The sequence below is a fragment of the Actinoplanes sp. HUAS TT8 genome (genome assembly GCF_051380535.1).
Lineage (GTDB): Bacteria > Actinomycetota > Actinomycetes > Mycobacteriales > Micromonosporaceae > Actinoplanes.
Genome location: NZ_CP195646.1, coordinates 10,477,338 through 10,492,797, shown reverse-complemented (window position 1 = coordinate 10,492,797; position 15,460 = coordinate 10,477,338). Strand labels below are relative to the sequence as shown.

11 protein-coding genes are annotated in these 15,460 nt (G+C 71.0%); 2 read left to right on the top strand and 9 right to left on the bottom strand.

The window, feature by feature from the left end; translation table 11 throughout:
- Positions 1–16: 16 nt before the first annotated feature.
- The 5 genes from ACSHV8_RS46905 to ftsY all read right to left on the bottom strand — a co-directional run bounded on the left by ACSHV8_RS46905 (position 17) and on the right by ftsY (position 6,281).
- On the bottom strand, positions 17–2,290 hold the full coding sequence (locus tag ACSHV8_RS46905; RefSeq protein WP_436526964.1) for a [protein-PII] uridylyltransferase: 2,274 nt from the start codon (positions 2,288–2,290) through the stop codon (positions 17–19).
- Positions 2,291–2,294: 4 nt separating this feature from the next.
- Complete coding sequence (locus ACSHV8_RS46900) at positions 2,295–2,633, bottom strand: P-II family nitrogen regulator (protein WP_014694245.1); 339 nt, start codon at positions 2,631–2,633, stop codon at positions 2,295–2,297.
- A 35-nt stretch (positions 2,634–2,668) separates the two neighbouring features.
- Positions 2,669–4,039, bottom strand: coding sequence for an ammonium transporter (locus ACSHV8_RS46895; protein ID WP_436526963.1), 1,371 nt, complete (start codon positions 4,037–4,039; stop codon positions 2,669–2,671).
- 211 nt (positions 4,040–4,250) lie between these two features.
- Positions 4,251–5,048, bottom strand: coding sequence for an aminoglycoside phosphotransferase family protein (locus ACSHV8_RS46890; RefSeq protein WP_122980938.1), 798 nt, complete (start codon positions 5,046–5,048; stop codon positions 4,251–4,253).
- 42 nt (positions 5,049–5,090) lie between these two features.
- Positions 5,091–6,281 carry a signal recognition particle-docking protein FtsY gene (ftsY, locus tag ACSHV8_RS46885; RefSeq protein WP_436526962.1) on the bottom strand — a complete coding sequence of 397 codons (1,191 nt, stop codon included), beginning with the start codon at positions 6,279–6,281 and terminating at the stop codon, positions 5,091–5,093.
- A 124-nt stretch (positions 6,282–6,405) separates the two neighbouring features.
- Between ftsY and ACSHV8_RS46880 the strand changes: the two genes are divergently transcribed.
- Positions 6,406–8,088 carry an alkaline phosphatase D family protein gene (locus tag ACSHV8_RS46880; RefSeq protein ID WP_436526961.1) on the top strand — a complete coding sequence of 561 codons (1,683 nt, stop codon included), beginning with the start codon at positions 6,406–6,408 and terminating at the stop codon, positions 8,086–8,088.
- A gap of 42 nt (positions 8,089–8,130) precedes the next feature.
- Positions 8,131–8,649: a DinB family protein gene (locus ACSHV8_RS46875; protein ID WP_436526960.1), complete on the top strand. Its 519-nt coding sequence runs from the start codon at positions 8,131–8,133 to the stop codon at positions 8,647–8,649.
- Here the strand turns inward: ACSHV8_RS46875 and ACSHV8_RS46870 are convergent.
- The 4 genes from ACSHV8_RS46870 to ACSHV8_RS46855 form a co-directional block, all read right to left on the bottom strand.
- On the bottom strand, positions 8,646–9,296 hold the full coding sequence (locus ACSHV8_RS46870) for a hypothetical protein (protein WP_436526959.1): 651 nt from the start codon (positions 9,294–9,296) through the stop codon (positions 8,646–8,648). The genes ACSHV8_RS46875 and ACSHV8_RS46870 overlap by 4 nt on opposite strands.
- Positions 9,297–9,387: 91 nt before the next feature.
- Positions 9,388–10,002, bottom strand: a complete 615-nt coding sequence (locus ACSHV8_RS46865; protein ID WP_436526958.1) for an HAD family hydrolase — start codon at positions 10,000–10,002, stop codon at positions 9,388–9,390.
- A 7-nt stretch (positions 10,003–10,009) separates the two neighbouring features.
- Complete coding sequence (gene smc / locus ACSHV8_RS46860) at positions 10,010–13,591, bottom strand: chromosome segregation protein SMC (protein ID WP_436526957.1); 3,582 nt, start codon at positions 13,589–13,591, stop codon at positions 10,010–10,012.
- Between the two features lie 539 nt (positions 13,592–14,130).
- On the bottom strand, positions 14,131–14,325 hold the full coding sequence (locus tag ACSHV8_RS46855; protein WP_089291272.1) for a hypothetical protein: 195 nt from the start codon (positions 14,323–14,325) through the stop codon (positions 14,131–14,133).
- Positions 14,326–15,460 lie beyond the last annotated feature (1,135 nt).

Below are 15,460 nucleotides of genomic sequence, written 5' to 3'. Positions count from 1 at the left end.
GCTCCGCCGCCCCGGGTTACACGGCCGCGAGCACCGCCCGCTCCACCCGTTCCCGCTCCTCCGCCGACCCCCACGTCCCGACCAGGTAGAACGCGTCCACCACGTCCCCGCCGAGGGTCGAGATGCGCGCCGCCCGGATCTCCGCCCCGGCCTCGTCGAGCGCCGCCGTCACCCGATAGAGCAGGCCGGGCGAGTCGGCCGCCCGCAGTTCGAGCACCACCGCGTCGGTCGCCGCGGCCCGCTGCCAGATGATCTTCGGCTCGGCCGTCCCGCCGCGCGCGCTCATCGCCCGGGCCCGGACCCGCTGGGTCACCGACACGTCCCCGGAGGCGACGCGGCGCAGGTCGGCGGTGAGGGCGACCGGATCGTACGGCGTCCCGTACCGCGGAGACGTGTAGAACTCCACGATCGCCCGCCCGTCCACCGTCGACGTGTTCGCCGCGACCACGTCCAGCCGGTGCATGGCCAGGCAGGCGGCCACGCCGGCGAGCAGTCCCCGGCGGTCGGCCGCGGCCACCGAGATCTGGTCGCCGTCCAGGTGCACCACCGGCAGCGCGCCGCTGAGCAGTTCGGGGTCGGGCTCCGGCGGTTCGGGCAGGGCGCCGGTGTCGAGCGCGGTGTGCACCCGGCGCACCAGCTCGGCCATCAGCCGGCCCTTCCAGTCGGACCAGGCGGCCGGCCCGGTGGCGTGCGAGTCGGCCCGGGCCAGGGCGTGCAGCAGGTCGAGGGTGGCCGGGTCGCCGACCGCTTCGGCGACGGTGGAGATGGTCTTCGGGTCGTCCAGGTCGCGGCGGGTGGCCACGTCGGGCAGCAGCAGGTGCAGCCGGACCATCTTCTCGACGGTGGCCACGTCGGCCGGCGGCAGCCCGATGCGGGTGGCGATGTCGGCCGCGATGGGGGCGCCGACCAGGCTGTGGTCGCCGGGCAGGCCCTTGCCGACGTCGTGCAGGAACGCGCCGATGAGCAGCAGGTCGGGCCGGTCGACCTCGCGGGTGTACTTGGTGGCCTCGTAGGCGGCCTGGACCAGGTGCCGGTCGAGGGTGAACCGGTGGATCGGGTGGTGTTGCGGGAGGCTGCGCATCCGGGCCCATTCGGGCAGCCAGGCGTCGATCAGGCCGTACCGGTCGCAGGTCTCCCAGGCCGGCAGCAGGCCGGGCCCGGCGCCGAGCAGCGAGACCAGGGCGGCTCGGGCGATGGCCGGCCACGGGTGCGGCAGCGGCGGGCAGAACGCGGCCAGCCATTCGCTGGTGGCCCGGGCGATCGGCAGTTGCACGGTGGCCGACGCGGCGGCCACGCGCAGGGAGAGGCTGGGGTCGGCCACCGGGCCGATCGCGGTGCGGGCCAGGACCAGTTCGCCGTCCTGTTCGACCACGTCGCGGGCGATCGGGCGCCGGGCCGGTGCGGCCGGCACCCCGGCGGCCCGGCGGCGTCCGCCGCGGAGCCGGTCGACGGCCCGCCAGGCGTCGTCGACGGCGTGGGCGACGGTCCGCGCGTCGCCGGAGACCCGGCGCAGCAGCGTGTCCGGGTCCTCGATCTCGAGCAGGGAGGCCACCGAGGCGCGTTCCTGGGCGACCAGGCGGTCGACCCGGCGACCGACGGCGAGGTGCAGGGCGTCCCGGGTGTCCAGCAGCCGCAGGTTGGCGGCGCGCACCGCGGGGCGCATGGTGTCGGCGATCCCGGCGCGACCGATGCCGCGCAGCAGGGTCACGTCCCGGAGCCCGCCGGCCGCTTCCTTGAGGTCGCCTTCGAGCAGGAAGGCCAGCTCCCCGTGACTGGCCCAGCGCGTCTGGGTCAGCTCTTTCAACTGCGGCATCAGACGTACGGCGGTCCGCCGCCACTGATCCGCGGCCGCGGCCACGATCTCGGCCGAGAGTGCGGCGTCCCCGGCCACGTGGCGCGCGTCGAGCAGGCCGAGCGCGACCTTCACGTCGTCGTGCGCGACCGAGAGCGCCTCGGGCAGCGTGCGTACGGAGTGGTCGAGGCCGAGCCGGGCGTCCCAGATCGGGTACCACAGCGCGGAGGCGATCCGGTCGATCCCGGCCGTGCCGTTGTGCATCAGCACCAGATCGAGGTCGCTGTAGGGGGCGCAGTCGCGCCGGCCGAGGCCGCCGACCGCGAGCAGGCTGACGCCGGGCAGGTGGCTCGGGAAGAGTTCTTTGAGCCAGACGTCGAGAGCCGCGGCGCGCTCGTCGCGCGCCGCGGCACCGATGTGTTCGCGGAGCTTGTCGAGGGAGCCACCGGCCGACGGCCGAGCGGGCGGGGCCGGGGGCTCACTCAACGGGTTGGTCATGTGATCAGAGGGCGTCGAGGCCGCGCTCGCCGGTGCGGACCCGGATGACGTCGTCGACCGTCGTCACCCAGACCTTGCCGTCACCGATCTTGCCGGTCCGCGAGGCGGTCACGACCGCGTCGACGATCTTCTCGACGTCGATCTCGTCCGTGATCACCTCGACCTTGATCTTCGGGAGGAACTCGACGGTGTACTCGGCACCCCGGTACACCTCGGTGTGTCCCTTCTGCCGGCCGTATCCCTGTACCTCGCTCACGGTGAGCCCGGCGACGCCCAGGGCGTGCAGAGCCTCCTTCACCGCGTCGAGCTGGTACGGCTTGATGACCGCGGTCACCAGCTTCATGCTCAGTCCTTCCACTTCAGCAGCCATGGGAGAGATTAACCGGGGATCTTCTGGCTGGCGTCAGCCTTGCCGTCGGCGTCGACCGACTTGGCCGAACCGATGCCCGCCATCGCGAAGGCGCTCCCGCCGCCGGAACCGGCCGCCGGGGTGAAGTCGTACGCGCTCTCACCGTGGGCCGCGATGTCGATGCCACCGATCTCGGTCTCCTCGCTGACCCGCAGGACCTTGAGGGCCTTGAGGACCAGGGCGATGATCGCCGCGATCAGCATCGAGTAGACGGTGACCGCCGCGCTACCGACGAACTGCCGGCCGAGCTGGGTGAAACCGCCGCCGTAGAAGAGGCCGTCCTTGCCGCCGAGCACGTCGGTGATGGCGCTGTTGGCCGTGTTGGTGGCGAAGAGACCGATGAAGAGCGAGCCGATCCAGCCACCGACGAAGTGGACGCCGACCACGTCGAGCGAGTCGTCGTAGCCGAAGCGGTACTTCAGGCCGACCGCCAGGGCGCAGACCACGCCGGCGATGAGGCCGAGCAGCGCGGCCGGCAGCGGGGCGATGAAGCCACAGGCCGGGGTGATGGCGACCAGACCGGCAACCGCGCCGGAGGACGCGCCGACCAGGGTGGGCTTCTTGTCCCGGAACCACTCGACCGCGCACCAGCCGACGAGCGCGGCGGCGGTGGCCAGCTGGGTGTTGACGAACGCGACACCGGTGACGCTGTCCACGGTCAGCTCGGAGCCGGCGTTGAAGCCGAACCAGCCGAACCACAGGAGACCGGCGCCGAGGGCGACGAACGGGACGTTGTGCGGGCGCATGTTCTCCCGCGGCCAGCCGACCCGCTTGCCGAGCACCAGGATCACACCGAGCGCGGCCGCACCGGCGTTGATGTGGACCGCGGTACCACCGGCGAAGTCGAGGGCGTGGAGCTTGGCGCCGATCCAGCCGCCGCCCCAGACCCAGTGGGCGACCGGCACGTAGACGATCGTGAACCAGCCGATGGCGAAGAGCACCCAGCCGCCGAACTTGAGGCGGTCCGAGAGAGAGCCGCTGATCAGGGCGACCGTGATGATGGCGAACATCATCTGGAAGGCCATGAAGACGTAGACCGGGATCTTGGTGGTGCCCCAGAGGTCGCCGGCCCAGCTGATGTCCGTGCCGCCGTACTGGGTGAGGTTGCCGATGATGTTGTTCAGGCTGGCGTTGCCGCTGGAGCCGAACGAGAGGCTGAAGCCGTAGAGCGCCCACAGAATCGAGATGATCCCGATGCTGGAGAAGCTCATCATCATCATGTTCAGGGTGCCCTTGGACCGGTTGAGGCCACCGTAGAAGAGCGCCAAGCCGGGGGTCATGAGCAAAACGAGCGCAGACGACAGGAGCAACCAGGCGGTATTGCCGGTATCGATCTCCACGCTGCCTCCTCTCGGATTAGGTGTCCTCTCAACACACGACCGAGGTGGCTGCGATGCCGGTCGGCCGGTTCGACGCAGACTGTGTCGGCTGGCTGTTTCGAGCACGGTCTACGCGCGATTTCCGGCGCGTCACGCATTGTTTCCGACGTGTGAAGAAACTCTCACAGGCCGGGTAGTGATCTTGGTCGAACTGGCAAAATGTCCGCCAAGATCAGCGAAGTGCGTATTCGAGAGTGTGTCGTTCGTAATCCAGAAGGCGTAGATCACGCATAGGCCGACGCAGATGCCCCTTGTGCACGATCCGCACGAACGCCGGGTCGCCGGCAGCGGCCATCCGGCGGATTCCCTCGACGTGGTCGACGATCCGCTTCCTTATGGTCCGCACCAGCCGGTGCCGGTCGCGCGGGATCAATCCGTACGCATCGGCGAACAGCCGCAGCCGCCGCGGCCGGTTCGGGCGCTTCCAGCCCAGCGTGTACGAGTCCCGGTCGCTGAACAGCGGCACCCACGTCCAGGCCGCGTAGGCGACGTCGTAGATCCGTGAACCGGGCGAGGCCAGATCGAAGTCGATCAGCGCGAGCGTGCCGTCCGGACGCCAGACCACGTTGTGCGGGGCGGCGTCGTGGTGACAGATCACCTCGGTGTCCGGCGGGGGCGGGCCGAACGAGCGCCAGACGGCACCGGGCGGGGGCACGAAACCGTACTGCGCGTCGTGGAACATCCGCAGCATGGTGGCGACCGTGACCAGCGCCTCCTCGGTCACCCAGTGCGGGGCGAGAGGATATTCGCCGCACTCGCCGTCGAGGTAGGTGAGCACCTCGCGGCCCTTCTCGTCCATCCCCAGCGCGCTCGGTGAGCCGGTGAACCCGACCCGTTCCAGGTGGTTGAGCAGCGCGTGGACGGCGGGCGTCCACGGTCCGGCGTTACGCCGGACCGTGTCACCGATCCGGGACACCGTGCTGACGTTGCCACCGTGCAGCGGTATCTCGCGCAGCGGCTCCTGCGTCACCCACAGCCTCCCTGATACTTCCCCGTAACGTTCTCTGAGAGCCTACGCGGTCTCACCCAACAGGGCCTCGACGAACGCCGCGGGCTCGAACGGCGCGAGGTCGTCCGGCCCCTCACCGAGCCCCACGAGCTTGACCGGGATGCCGAGCTTGCGCTGCACAGCGATCACGATGCCACCCTTGGCGGTGCCGTCGAGCTTGGTCAGGACCACACCCGTGACGTCCACCACCTCGGTGAAGACGCGGGCCTGCTCCAGCCCGTTCTGCCCGGTGGTGGCGTCGAGCACGAGCAGCGTCTCGTCGACCGGCCCGTGCTTCTCGACCACGCGCTTGACCTTGCCCAGCTCGTCCATCAGGCCGACCTTGTTCTGCAGCCGGCCGGCGGTGTCGACCAGCACCGTGTCGATACCCAGGTCGATGCCGCGCTTGACCGCGTCGAAGGCCACGCTGGCCGGGTCGCCGCCCTCGGGCCCGCGGACCGTCTCGGCGCCGACCCGCTCACCCCAGGTGGCCAGCTGCTCGGCGGCGGCGGCACGGAACGTGTCGGCCGCTCCGAACAGCACGCTCCGCCCGTCGGCGATCAGCACCCGGCCGATCTTCCCGCACGTGGTGGTCTTGCCGGCGCCGTTGACGCCGACCACCATCACGACCGCCGGACGGCCGTCGTGCGGCGTCGTCCTCAGGCTGCGGTCCAGGTCCGGTTCGAGTGCCGAGACCAGCTCCTCGACGAGCTGTTCGCGCACCCCGGCGACGGTCCGGGTGCCGAGGATCCGGACCCGCTCCTTGAGCCGCTCGACGATCACCTGGGTGGCCTCGACACCGACGTCGGCGGTGATCAGGCTGTCCTCGATCTCCTCCCAGTCGTCGTCCTCCAGGTGATCCCGGGAGAGGACACTGAGCAGGCCGCGGCCCAGGGCGGTCTGCGAACGGGCCAGGCGGGCGCGCAGCCGGACCAGGCGACCGGCGGTCGGCTCGGGCGTCTCGACCACCGGTTTCTCGACGACCGGCTTTTCCTCGACGACCGGCGCCTCTTCGACGACCGGTTCGTCGATCACCGGCGTCTCGGCCGCCGGCGCCTTCTCGATGAGGGGCGGAAGCTCCTCGTCCACGGGGGCCGCGGGCACCTGGGGAACCGGCGGCGGGAGCTCCTTGCGGCGCATCCGAGGCACGACCAGCCCGACCGCACCCACGATCAGGACGACGAGCAGGATCACTGCGGCGACCACGTATTCCATAGCCGAAATCCTGACAGATGAGCCGTCCGGCCGTGGCGTGGGCCACGCACTGGCGATTCCGGGCACTGATTGGGAAGTATGTGGGCACCCCTCGGGAACCAGCTTGGAAGGCCGGTATCGTTCAGTGACCGCGCAACTACTCATCGGACCACTGCTGCGCCGGGTCACCGGCGACCGCGCCACCATCTGGGTGGAGACCAGCGAACCGGCCGCCGTGCGGGTCGAGGCCGAGGGCGGCGCTTCCGGCTCCGCTCAGACCTTTTGCGCGTACGGGCATCATTACGCGATCGTCGTCGTCTCCGGCCTGGCCCCGGAGTCGGCCCACGCCTACCGCGTGCTGCTGGAGGACCGTGAGGTGTGGCCGGCCCCCGGCTCGCCGTACCCGCCCTCGGTGATCCGCACCCGGGCCGCCGACGACGCCGCCCAGCCGGTGAGCCTGCTCTTCGGCTCGTGCCGGCAGGCCACCCCGCAGGCCACCGGCCGTCAGCTGCCGCCGGATGCCCTGGACGCGTACGCCCGGCGCCTGATGGCCGATCCGGATCACCGTCCCGACCTGCTGGTGCTGCTCGGTGACCAGGTCTACGCGGACGAGACCTCGCACAAGGTGCGCCGCTTCCTGAAGCGGAACCGGCCGGCCGGCCACGACGGCCCGACCGACCAGGTGATCACGTTCGAGGAGTACACGAAGCTCTACCTGGAGTCCTGGCGCGACCCCGAGGTGCGCTGGCTGTTCTCCACCGTGCCGAGCGTGATGATCTTCGACGACCACGAGATCATCGACGACTGGAACACCTCGGCCTCCTGGCGGTCCGACATGGCCGAGCAGTCCTGGTGGCGGGAGCGGATCTCGGCCGGGCTGGCCTCCTACTGGGTCTACCAGCACCTGGGCAACCTGAGCGCGGACGAGCTGGCCGCCGATCCGCTGTATCAGAAGGTGTCGGCGGCCGAGGACGCCACCGAGTTGCTGCACGACTTCGGGCTCGCGGTGGACGATCCGGGCTCGGCCGAGAACACCGACCGTCCGTACCAATGGAGCTTTGCCCTTGATCTCGGCCGGACCCGCCTGGTGGTGCTGGACAACCGGTGCAACCGCGTCCTGACCCCGGGCTCGCGGGCGATGCTGCCGGCCGCCGAGTGGGACTGGTTCATCAACCAGGCCCACGGCGAGTACGACCACCTGGTCGTCGGCTCGTCCCTGCCGTGGCTGATGCCGCCGGCGATCCACCACCTGGAGGCGTGGAACGAGAAGGTCTCCGAGTCCCGCCTGTCCCGGCGCTGGGCGGCGTTCGGGGAGAAGGTGCGGCGCGCGTTCGACCTGGAGCACTGGGCCGCGTTCGGCAAGTCGTTCACCGCGCTGGGCGAGCTGTTCCGGCGGCTCGGCGAGGGCGGTGTGGGCTCGCCCGGGCATCGGGTCGGGGCCGGCGGCGCCTACGCGGCCCCGGCGTCGATCAGCGTGCTCTCCGGGGACGTGCACCACTCGTACGCGGCTCGGGCCGACTTCGGGCACGCCATGGCCACCCCGGTGATGCAGCTGACCTGCTCACCGATCCACAACGAGGTGCCCGCGCCGCTGCGACCGCTGATGCGGATCGCCTGGCTGCCGCCGGTCGTCCGGGCCGTCCGCGGGCTGGCCAAGTCGGCCGGGGCGCCGAAGCCGCTGATCCGGTGGAAACGGCTGTCCGAGCCGTACTTCGGCAACGCCATCGGCACGCTGACCCTGGACGGACGCCACGCCCAGGCGTTGATCGAGGGCACCACCAAGGACGGCCGGCTGCACGAGGTGGTGGCCACCGAGTACCAGCCGTGAAATGCGTGGCGGTGTGACCTCGGCTGCACCAGGATGACCTCGATGACTACCTGGACCGCCCCCGAGGCGCACCGCGTACCCGAACCGCAGACCGGCGACGAGCGGACCATGCTCCAGGGCTGGCTCGACTATCACCGGCAGACGCTGCTCCTCAAATGCACCGGCCTCACCGCCGAGCAGCTCAAACAGGCCAGCGCCGAGCCGTCCACGCTGACGCTGCTCGGGCTGGTCCGGCACATGGCCGAGGTGGAGCGCTGGTGGTTCCGGACCAAGGCGGCCGACACCGCCCCCGGTGACCTCTACTGCACCGACGCCAGCGAGGACGGCGACTTCGACGACGTGCCCACGGCCGACGCCGAGGCCGACTTCGCGACCTTCCACGAGGAGATCCGGCGGGCCGACGAGGCGGTGGCCGCGCTGCCGCTGGAACACGAGTTCACCGGACGGCGCGGCCCGATCAGCCTGCGCTGGGTCTACACCCACATGATCGAGGAGTACGCGCGGCACAACGGCCACGCCGATCTGCTCCGCGAGCGCATCGACGGCGTCACCGGGGTTTAGTCCCCCAGGTGCGGCAGGGTCGACTTGCCCTGGTCGCGGACGGTGAACGCGGTCAGGCCGTCGCCCTCGCCGCTCTCCTGGGCGATGACCCGCCCGTCGGCGGTGGCCATCACGAACAGGTCACCGGCCTCGATCAGCCGGCCCTTACCGTCCTGCGACTTCGGGAACGTGAAGATCTGGTCGTCCTTCCCGGCGTCGCAGGCGGCGATCTTCAGCCGCAGCTGAGCGCTGCCGCCGGGCGAGTGCACGGCCAGGCACCACGGCTCGCCGCCCTCGATCAGCTTGGCCGTCTGGATCAGATACTTGTCGCCGCCCACCGTGACCGGGGTGGTCACGAACAGCGCCCGGTCCTCCAGGTGGTCGGTCAGCGTCACGACCCCGTCGGCGCCGACCGTCAGCAGCTTCTGCCCGCCCGACTGCACGGTGCCGAAGGTGAACTGCCGCTCGGCCTTGATCGCGGCACCGGCCCCGACCGGGGCGATCCCGGCCGGCGGGCCGGCGGCCGGGGCGCTGGTGCTCTCCGTGGGCGCGGTGCTCGTCACCGGCGCCGAGCTGGTGACCGGGGCCGCCTTGGTGTCCCCCGAGGAGCAGGCCGCGGCGCTCAGCGCGAGCAGGCAGCTACCGGCGAGCAGGGCGATCTTCGACATGTCGATCCTTCCGGACAGGCGTGCCACGGTGGCACTCCGTCATCTTGGACGGTCGACCCCGCACCTCAGTTCCCCGAACCCCCGGACGGCATCAAACCGGGAGATCAAGAGCCTTCCTGAGGTACGGCACGTGCTCCGGCCCGGTCCACCGATAGCCCGACAGGTGAGCCGCCCGCGCGCCCCGGATCACCCGGTCGTCGTCGTCCACGAACAGCACGTGCTTCGGCAGTTCCCGGATCGCCAGGCAGGCCTGCTGGAAGAACTCCGGCGCCGGCTTGTGCACCTTCATCTCCCACGAGCTGAGGACGAAGTCCACCTCGCCGGTCAGGCCGAGCGCGTCCAGGTCGCCGCGGAGCCGGTCGGTGGCGTTGGTGGCCAGCCCGACCTTGCGGCCGTCGGCCCGCACGCCCCGGACGAACTCCAGCGCCTCCGGGTCGACCTCACCCCGGTAGGACTGCCACTCGGCGACCGCCGCGGCCGACTCGTCGGCGTCCAGCGGCAGCCGGTCGGCGACCAGGCCCATCCACTCGGCGTCGGAGATCTCGCCGGCCATCGCCGGGCGGTAGATGTCCCAGGACATCGAGGTCTCCAGGAGGGAGGCCGGTGCCAGGCCGTACTTCACCTCGACGGCGATCATCGGTGCCGGGTCCCAGCGGCGCAGCACGCCGTCCAGGTCGATCAACAGAGCCCGGGCCCGATCGCGCATGCTGTTCCTAGTCCTCCGGTTCGCGGTTGAGCCGCTGGCTGATCACCTGCGTGACGCCGGCTCGCATGGTCACGCCGTACAGCGCGTCCGCGACCTCCATCGTCCGCTTCTGGTGCGTGATGATCAGCAGCTGGCTCTTCTCCCTCAACTGCTGGAAGAGCGTAATCAACCGGCCCAGGTTGACGTCGTCGAGGGCCGCCTCGACCTCGTCCATGATGTAGAACGGCGAGGGGCGGGCCCGGAAGATGGCACAGAGCATCGCCACCGCGGTCAGCGAACGCTCCCCACCGGAGAGCAGCGACAGCCGCTTGATCTTCTTACCCGGCGGGCGCGCCTCCACCTCGACCCCGGTGGTCAGCATGTCCTCCGGGTCGGTCAGGATCAGCCGGCCCTCACCGCCCGGGAACAGCACCTGGAAGACCTGCTGGAACTCGCGCGCGGTGTCCTCGAAAGCCGAGGTGAACACCTCAAGGATCCGGTCGTCCACGTCCTTGACCACGGTGAGCAGGTCCTTGCGGGTCGCCTTCAGATCCTCCAGCTGGTCGGAGAGGAACTTGTAGCGCTCCTCCAGCGCGGCGAACTCCTCCAGCGCCAGCGGGTTGACCTTGCCGAGCAGGGTCAGGTCCCGCTCCGCCTTGTTGGACCGCTTCTCCTGGGTCGGCCGGTGATACGGCATCGGCTCCGGGACCGGCTTGCCGTCCTTCTCCGCGGCCGCGACCTCGGCCTGCGTCGGCGGAACCGGCTGCTCCGGCCCGTACTCGCTGATCAGGGTCTCGACGTCGAGCGAGAAGTCCTCGGCCGCCTTGGCCTCCAACTGCTCGATGCGCATCCGCTGCTCGGCCCGAGCCATCTCGTCCCGGTGCACCTCGCTGGTCAGCCGCTCCAGCTCGTTGACCAGGCGCTTGGCCGTGGCCCGAACCTCCTGCAGCTCGGCCTCGCGGCTCGTGCGCTCATGCGCGATCCGGTCCCGCTCCTCGGCCGCCGCGGTCACCGAGACGGCGACCCGGGACAGGGCGGTGTGCGCGCCGGCCGCGACCGCGCGGGCGATCTCGGCGCCGCGAGCGCGGGCCGCACGACGGGCCGCGGCGCGCTCCCGGGCCTGCCGCTCCTGATTGGCCTGGCGCAGCAGGGAGTCGGCCCGGCCGGCGATCGAGGAGACCCGCTCCTCGGCCGTGCGGACCGCGAGACGTACCTCCATCTCGTTCTGCCGGGCCTGCGGCACGAGCGCGGCCAGCTGGTCGCGCTCCTCGGTCGACGGCTCCTCGTCGATCGGCGTGTCCTCGGCCAGGCGCAGCCGCTCCTCCAGCTCGGCGACCCGCATCAGGTCGGCCTCGCGCGCCGCCTCGGCCTTCTGCCGGGACGCGCCCAGCCGCTCGCTCTCCGCCTTGGCCGACCGAGCCGCGGCGCCCAGCTCGGCCAGCCGGCGGGCGGCCGCATTCCGCTCACCCTCGGCGGCCCGCTTGGCCTGCGCGGCGACCTGGACGGCCTGCTTCAGTTCGGCGACCTGGGCCCGTACGTCGGAAAGCTGCTCTTTGAGCTCGGCGATGCGCTCCTCGGCGGCGGCGCGCCCGGCCTTCGCCTCGTCGACCGCCGCCTGCACCTCGATGTAGCTGGTGGCCTTGGCCGAACCGCCGGCCACCGCATAGGTCCCGAGGACGTCGCCCTCCGGCGTCACCGCGCGCAACTCGGCGTTCGAGCCGATCAGCGCCACGGCCGCGGCCAGATCCGGAACCAGCACGACGTCGCGCAGCGCGCGGTTGAGAGCCGGGCGGATCGGCTCCGGGCAGTCGATCAGGTCGGGCGCCCAGAGCGCGCCCTCGGGCAGGGCCGGCCGCAGCGTGTCCAGCGAACCCTGCATGCCGGGCCCGGCCGGCGCGGCGATGACCAGCGCGGCGCGTCCGGCGTCAGCAATTTTGAGGGTACGGACGGCCTCCACCGCCTCGTCCAGACTCGCCAGCGCGACCGAGTCGGCCAGCGTGTCCAGCGCCGCCGACAGCGCCGCCTCGTGCCCCGGACGGACCGTCAGCATCGACGCCAGGCTGCCCAGCAGCCCCGGCACCTGGCCGGACCGGGCCAGCAGAGCGCCCGCGCCGTCCTTGCGCTGCAGACCCAGCGCGAGCGCCTCTTCACGCGCCTTCAGACTGGCCGCGTCCTTCTCCGCCGCACGTTCCGCGTCCGACAGCTCGCGGACCACCGCGGCCGCCTTGTCGTGCGCGGCCACCGCCTCGTCGTGCCTGGCGTCCAGATCGGCGTTGTCCCGGTCCGCGTCCGACGACTCGGCCGCGACCACGTCCACCTCGCCCTGCGCCGCCTCGGCCCGCATCAGCGCGTCCTCGTGGGCGGCGGCCAGACGCTCGATCTCCTCGGCCGCGCTGGTCGTCCGGGCCCGCGCCGCGTTCACGTTGCCGACCAGCTTGGCCAGGCCCTCACGGCGGTCGGCGATCGCCTTCGCGGCCGCCCGCAGCGCACCCTCGGCCGCGGCCAGCTGACGCTCCAGCTCCTGGCGGTGCTCGACCGCCTCGGCCAGGCGCATCTGATCCTCGGTGAGCGCCTCGCGGAGCTCCTCCTCCTGCTCCCGGACCCGCTCGGCCTCGGCCTCGAGCATCTCCGGATCGCGGCCCGGGCGCTCGTCGTCGGGGGTGGCGGCCAGATGCCGCAGCCGCTCGGTGGCCAACTGCTCGGTCGATCGGAAACGCTCCTGCAGCGCGGACAGCTTGTACCAGGTGTCCTGGGCCGCCTGCAGCAGCGGCGCATCCTCCGCGTGCGCGAACTCCAGGTCCGCGAGCATCCGCTGGACCTCGCGGTTCTCCTCCTCGACCTCGCCCCGCCGGGACCGCATGGCCGACTCGTCGGCGATCTCCTTGTCCAGCGTCGTGCGCAGCGTGAACAGGTCGTCGGCGAGCAGCCGGAGCCGGGCGTCCCGCAGGTCGGCCTGAATCCCGGCGGCCCGGCGAGCCACCTCGGCCTGCCGGCCCAGCGGCTTGAGCTGGCGCCGCAACTCCGCGGTCAGGTCGTTCAACCGGTTCAGGTTGACCTGCATCGCGTCGAGCTTGCGGACCGCCTTCTCTTTCCGCTTACGGTGCTTCAGGACACCGGCCGCCTCCTCGATGAACGAGCGGCGATCCTCGGGCTTGGCGTGCAACATCGCGTCCAGCCGGCCCTGGCCGACGATGATGTGCATCTCCCGGCCGATACCGGAGTCGCTGAGCAGCTCCTGGATGTCGAGCAGGCGGCAGGAATTACCGTTGATCTCGTACTCACTGGCGCCGTCTCGGAACATCCGGCGGGTGATCGACACCTCGGTGTAATCGATCGGCAGAGCCCCGTCGTTGTTGTCGATCGTCAACGTGACCTCGGCCCGCCCCAGCGGCGCCCGCCCGGCCGTGCCGGCGAAGATCACGTCCTCCATCTTCCCGCCGCGCAGCGCCTTCGCGCCCTGCTCACCCAGCACCCAGGCGATGGCGTCGACGACGTTCGACTTGCCGGAACCGTTCGGCCCCACCACACAGGTGATGCCCGGCTCCAGCCGCAACGTGGTGGCGGAGGCGAAGGACTTGAAGCCCTTGACCGTCAGGCTCTTGAGGTGCACGGATCTCCGAGGGTCGGCGGTGTTCGGTCGGGTTGAAGCGCTGTTCTGCCGGGTGGGTCGGTGGTCTGCTGGGTGGGAGGGTACCCTTCTGGGTCAGGTTGGGCAGCGCTACGCCGCGCCCATCGCAGGTCGGCGGCGGAATTGTCCGCCGAATTCGCCCTTTGTCGGCGGTTTCAACCTTTTCCCGTACGGCGGGTGCGTGCCGCTCGCCCTCCCCCAGCCGGCCGCGCCGCTTCACCACTCCGCGCCGCCCCGCGCCGTTCGCCGCCCCACTTAGGGTTCCCGCGCCATCTGACGTCCCGCGCCACCTGGGGCTCCCCCGCCGCGCGCCGCCTCGCCTCTTCGCACGCCCGTCACAACCCGCACCTCTGCACCGCCCACACCAGGCGCTTCCTCCGCGGCGGCCGGCACTTTCCGGGCAAAAAACTGCGCGCCGCCACGGATGTGGAGGCGCGCTTTTCTTTGATGCGTTTTGTGGTGCGAGGGGGATGAACGCCGGGTCAGTCACCCCGCAGAGACGTCCCGGCGAACGGATCGGCTCAGGTCAGAGCCGGCTCGGTCAGCCGCAGAATGTCATCCGCCTCGGCGGCCGCCGCCGCGAGACGGTCGTTCTCCGCCCGGAGGCGGGTGACCTCGAACTCCAAGGCCTGCACCCTTGAACGCAGTCGGGTGACCTCGTCGAGCAGGCGCCGATCGGGCGCCGCACCTACGTGGCCGTAGAGGGCCTTCGCCATCGTGACTCCTTGTGACGCGGTGCGTCTCTTATGTGAATGCTTCGCCGGAAAACGGCCGGCCAAAAACGCGCTCAGCACGCGAACTGACGCACCAAAGGACCCACGGGCACGCGTGAGAACAGAGTTCTGCCAGTGTTGCGGCAAAACTCTCTTAGGTGCTGATGCTCAAGCCACGAAGGGAGCCGGGGCATGAGTGGGCGCGACTAGCGACATCTCCATAGTCCGCCCATACCCCAGCTCCGTCAAGCCGAGCGCACGCCGTCGCCCGGCCGACGTTAGTGAATCACGCCACCAGGGGGTCTTGAACAGCGATTATGCGCGTCGCTGCCGGTTTGTCGATCTCGGTGGGACACTCTCGCCCACCTCACTCGATGAAGTTCGATCAACACCGTACGCGTCGGCCCCGTCCCCGGGCCACCTATTTGATCAAGAAATTCCCCGCCCCACCACCCGACTGCTCCCCGCCGGCACCAATTTCACTCCCCACCCACACCCAAATCCCCGCGCCACCCCACCCTTCACCGCGCCGCAAACCGCAAGGCCCCAGCTGGCACTGAGGGCTGCCTCAACCCCACCGAAACAACCCTCAGCACCAGCCGGCCCCACCGCACCGCGACCGAAGGCCGGACCCAAGCCCCGGCCGCGCCGCCAGGCCTCGGCTGGCACTGAGGGCTGCTTCGACCCCGGCGAGACAGCCCTCAGCACCAGCCGGCCCGCACCACACCGCGGCCGAAGGCCGGACCCACGCTCCGGCCGCGCCGGGCGGTCTCGGCTGGCGCTGAGGGCTGCTTCGACCCGGCCGAGACAACCCTCAGCGCCAGCTGGACTCGCGGCGGCGCGGCCGGAAGCTGGGCCCGAGCTCCGGCCGCGGTGCGCGGTCTCGGCTGGCGCTGAGGGCTGCTTTGAGGCGGCCGGGACAGCCCTCAGTGCCAGCTGGCCTCATGGCGGCGGGGCTGGAGGTGGGGGCACTGGCGGCGGGTGCGGTGGCGGGGCTCGGCCGGGGGCTCGGGGGTGGGTGGGGTTGATTTGGGGGGAGGACGGGGGTCGATCAAGGGGTGGGGCTAAGGGGGTGGACAGGGGCGGCCTTTCGGGCATAAACGGGCAAACTTGGGCGACAAATTAGGACAAAGGCCGC

Excerpts from the sequence above, each read along its gene's own strand:
- ACSHV8_RS46905 (WP_436526964.1), bottom strand. The coding sequence starts at position 2,290 with ATGACCAACCCGTTGAGTGAGCCCCCGGCCCCGCCCGCTCGGCCGTCG.
- ACSHV8_RS46900 (WP_014694245.1), bottom strand. The coding sequence starts at position 2,633 with ATGAAGCTGGTGACCGCGGTCATCAAGCCGTACCAGCTCGACGCGGTG.
- ftsY (WP_436526962.1), bottom strand. The coding sequence starts at position 6,281 with ATGGAATACGTGGTCGCCGCAGTGATCCTGCTCGTCGTCCTGATCGTG.
- ACSHV8_RS46875 (WP_436526960.1), top strand. The coding sequence starts at position 8,131 with ATGACTACCTGGACCGCCCCCGAGGCGCACCGCGTACCCGAACCGCAG.
- ACSHV8_RS46870 (WP_436526959.1), bottom strand. The coding sequence starts at position 9,296 with ATGTCGAAGATCGCCCTGCTCGCCGGTAGCTGCCTGCTCGCGCTGAGC.
- ACSHV8_RS46865 (WP_436526958.1), bottom strand. The coding sequence starts at position 10,002 with ATGCGCGATCGGGCCCGGGCTCTGTTGATCGACCTGGACGGCGTGCTG.
- ACSHV8_RS46855 (WP_089291272.1), bottom strand. The coding sequence starts at position 14,325 with ATGGCGAAGGCCCTCTACGGCCACGTAGGTGCGGCGCCCGATCGGCGC.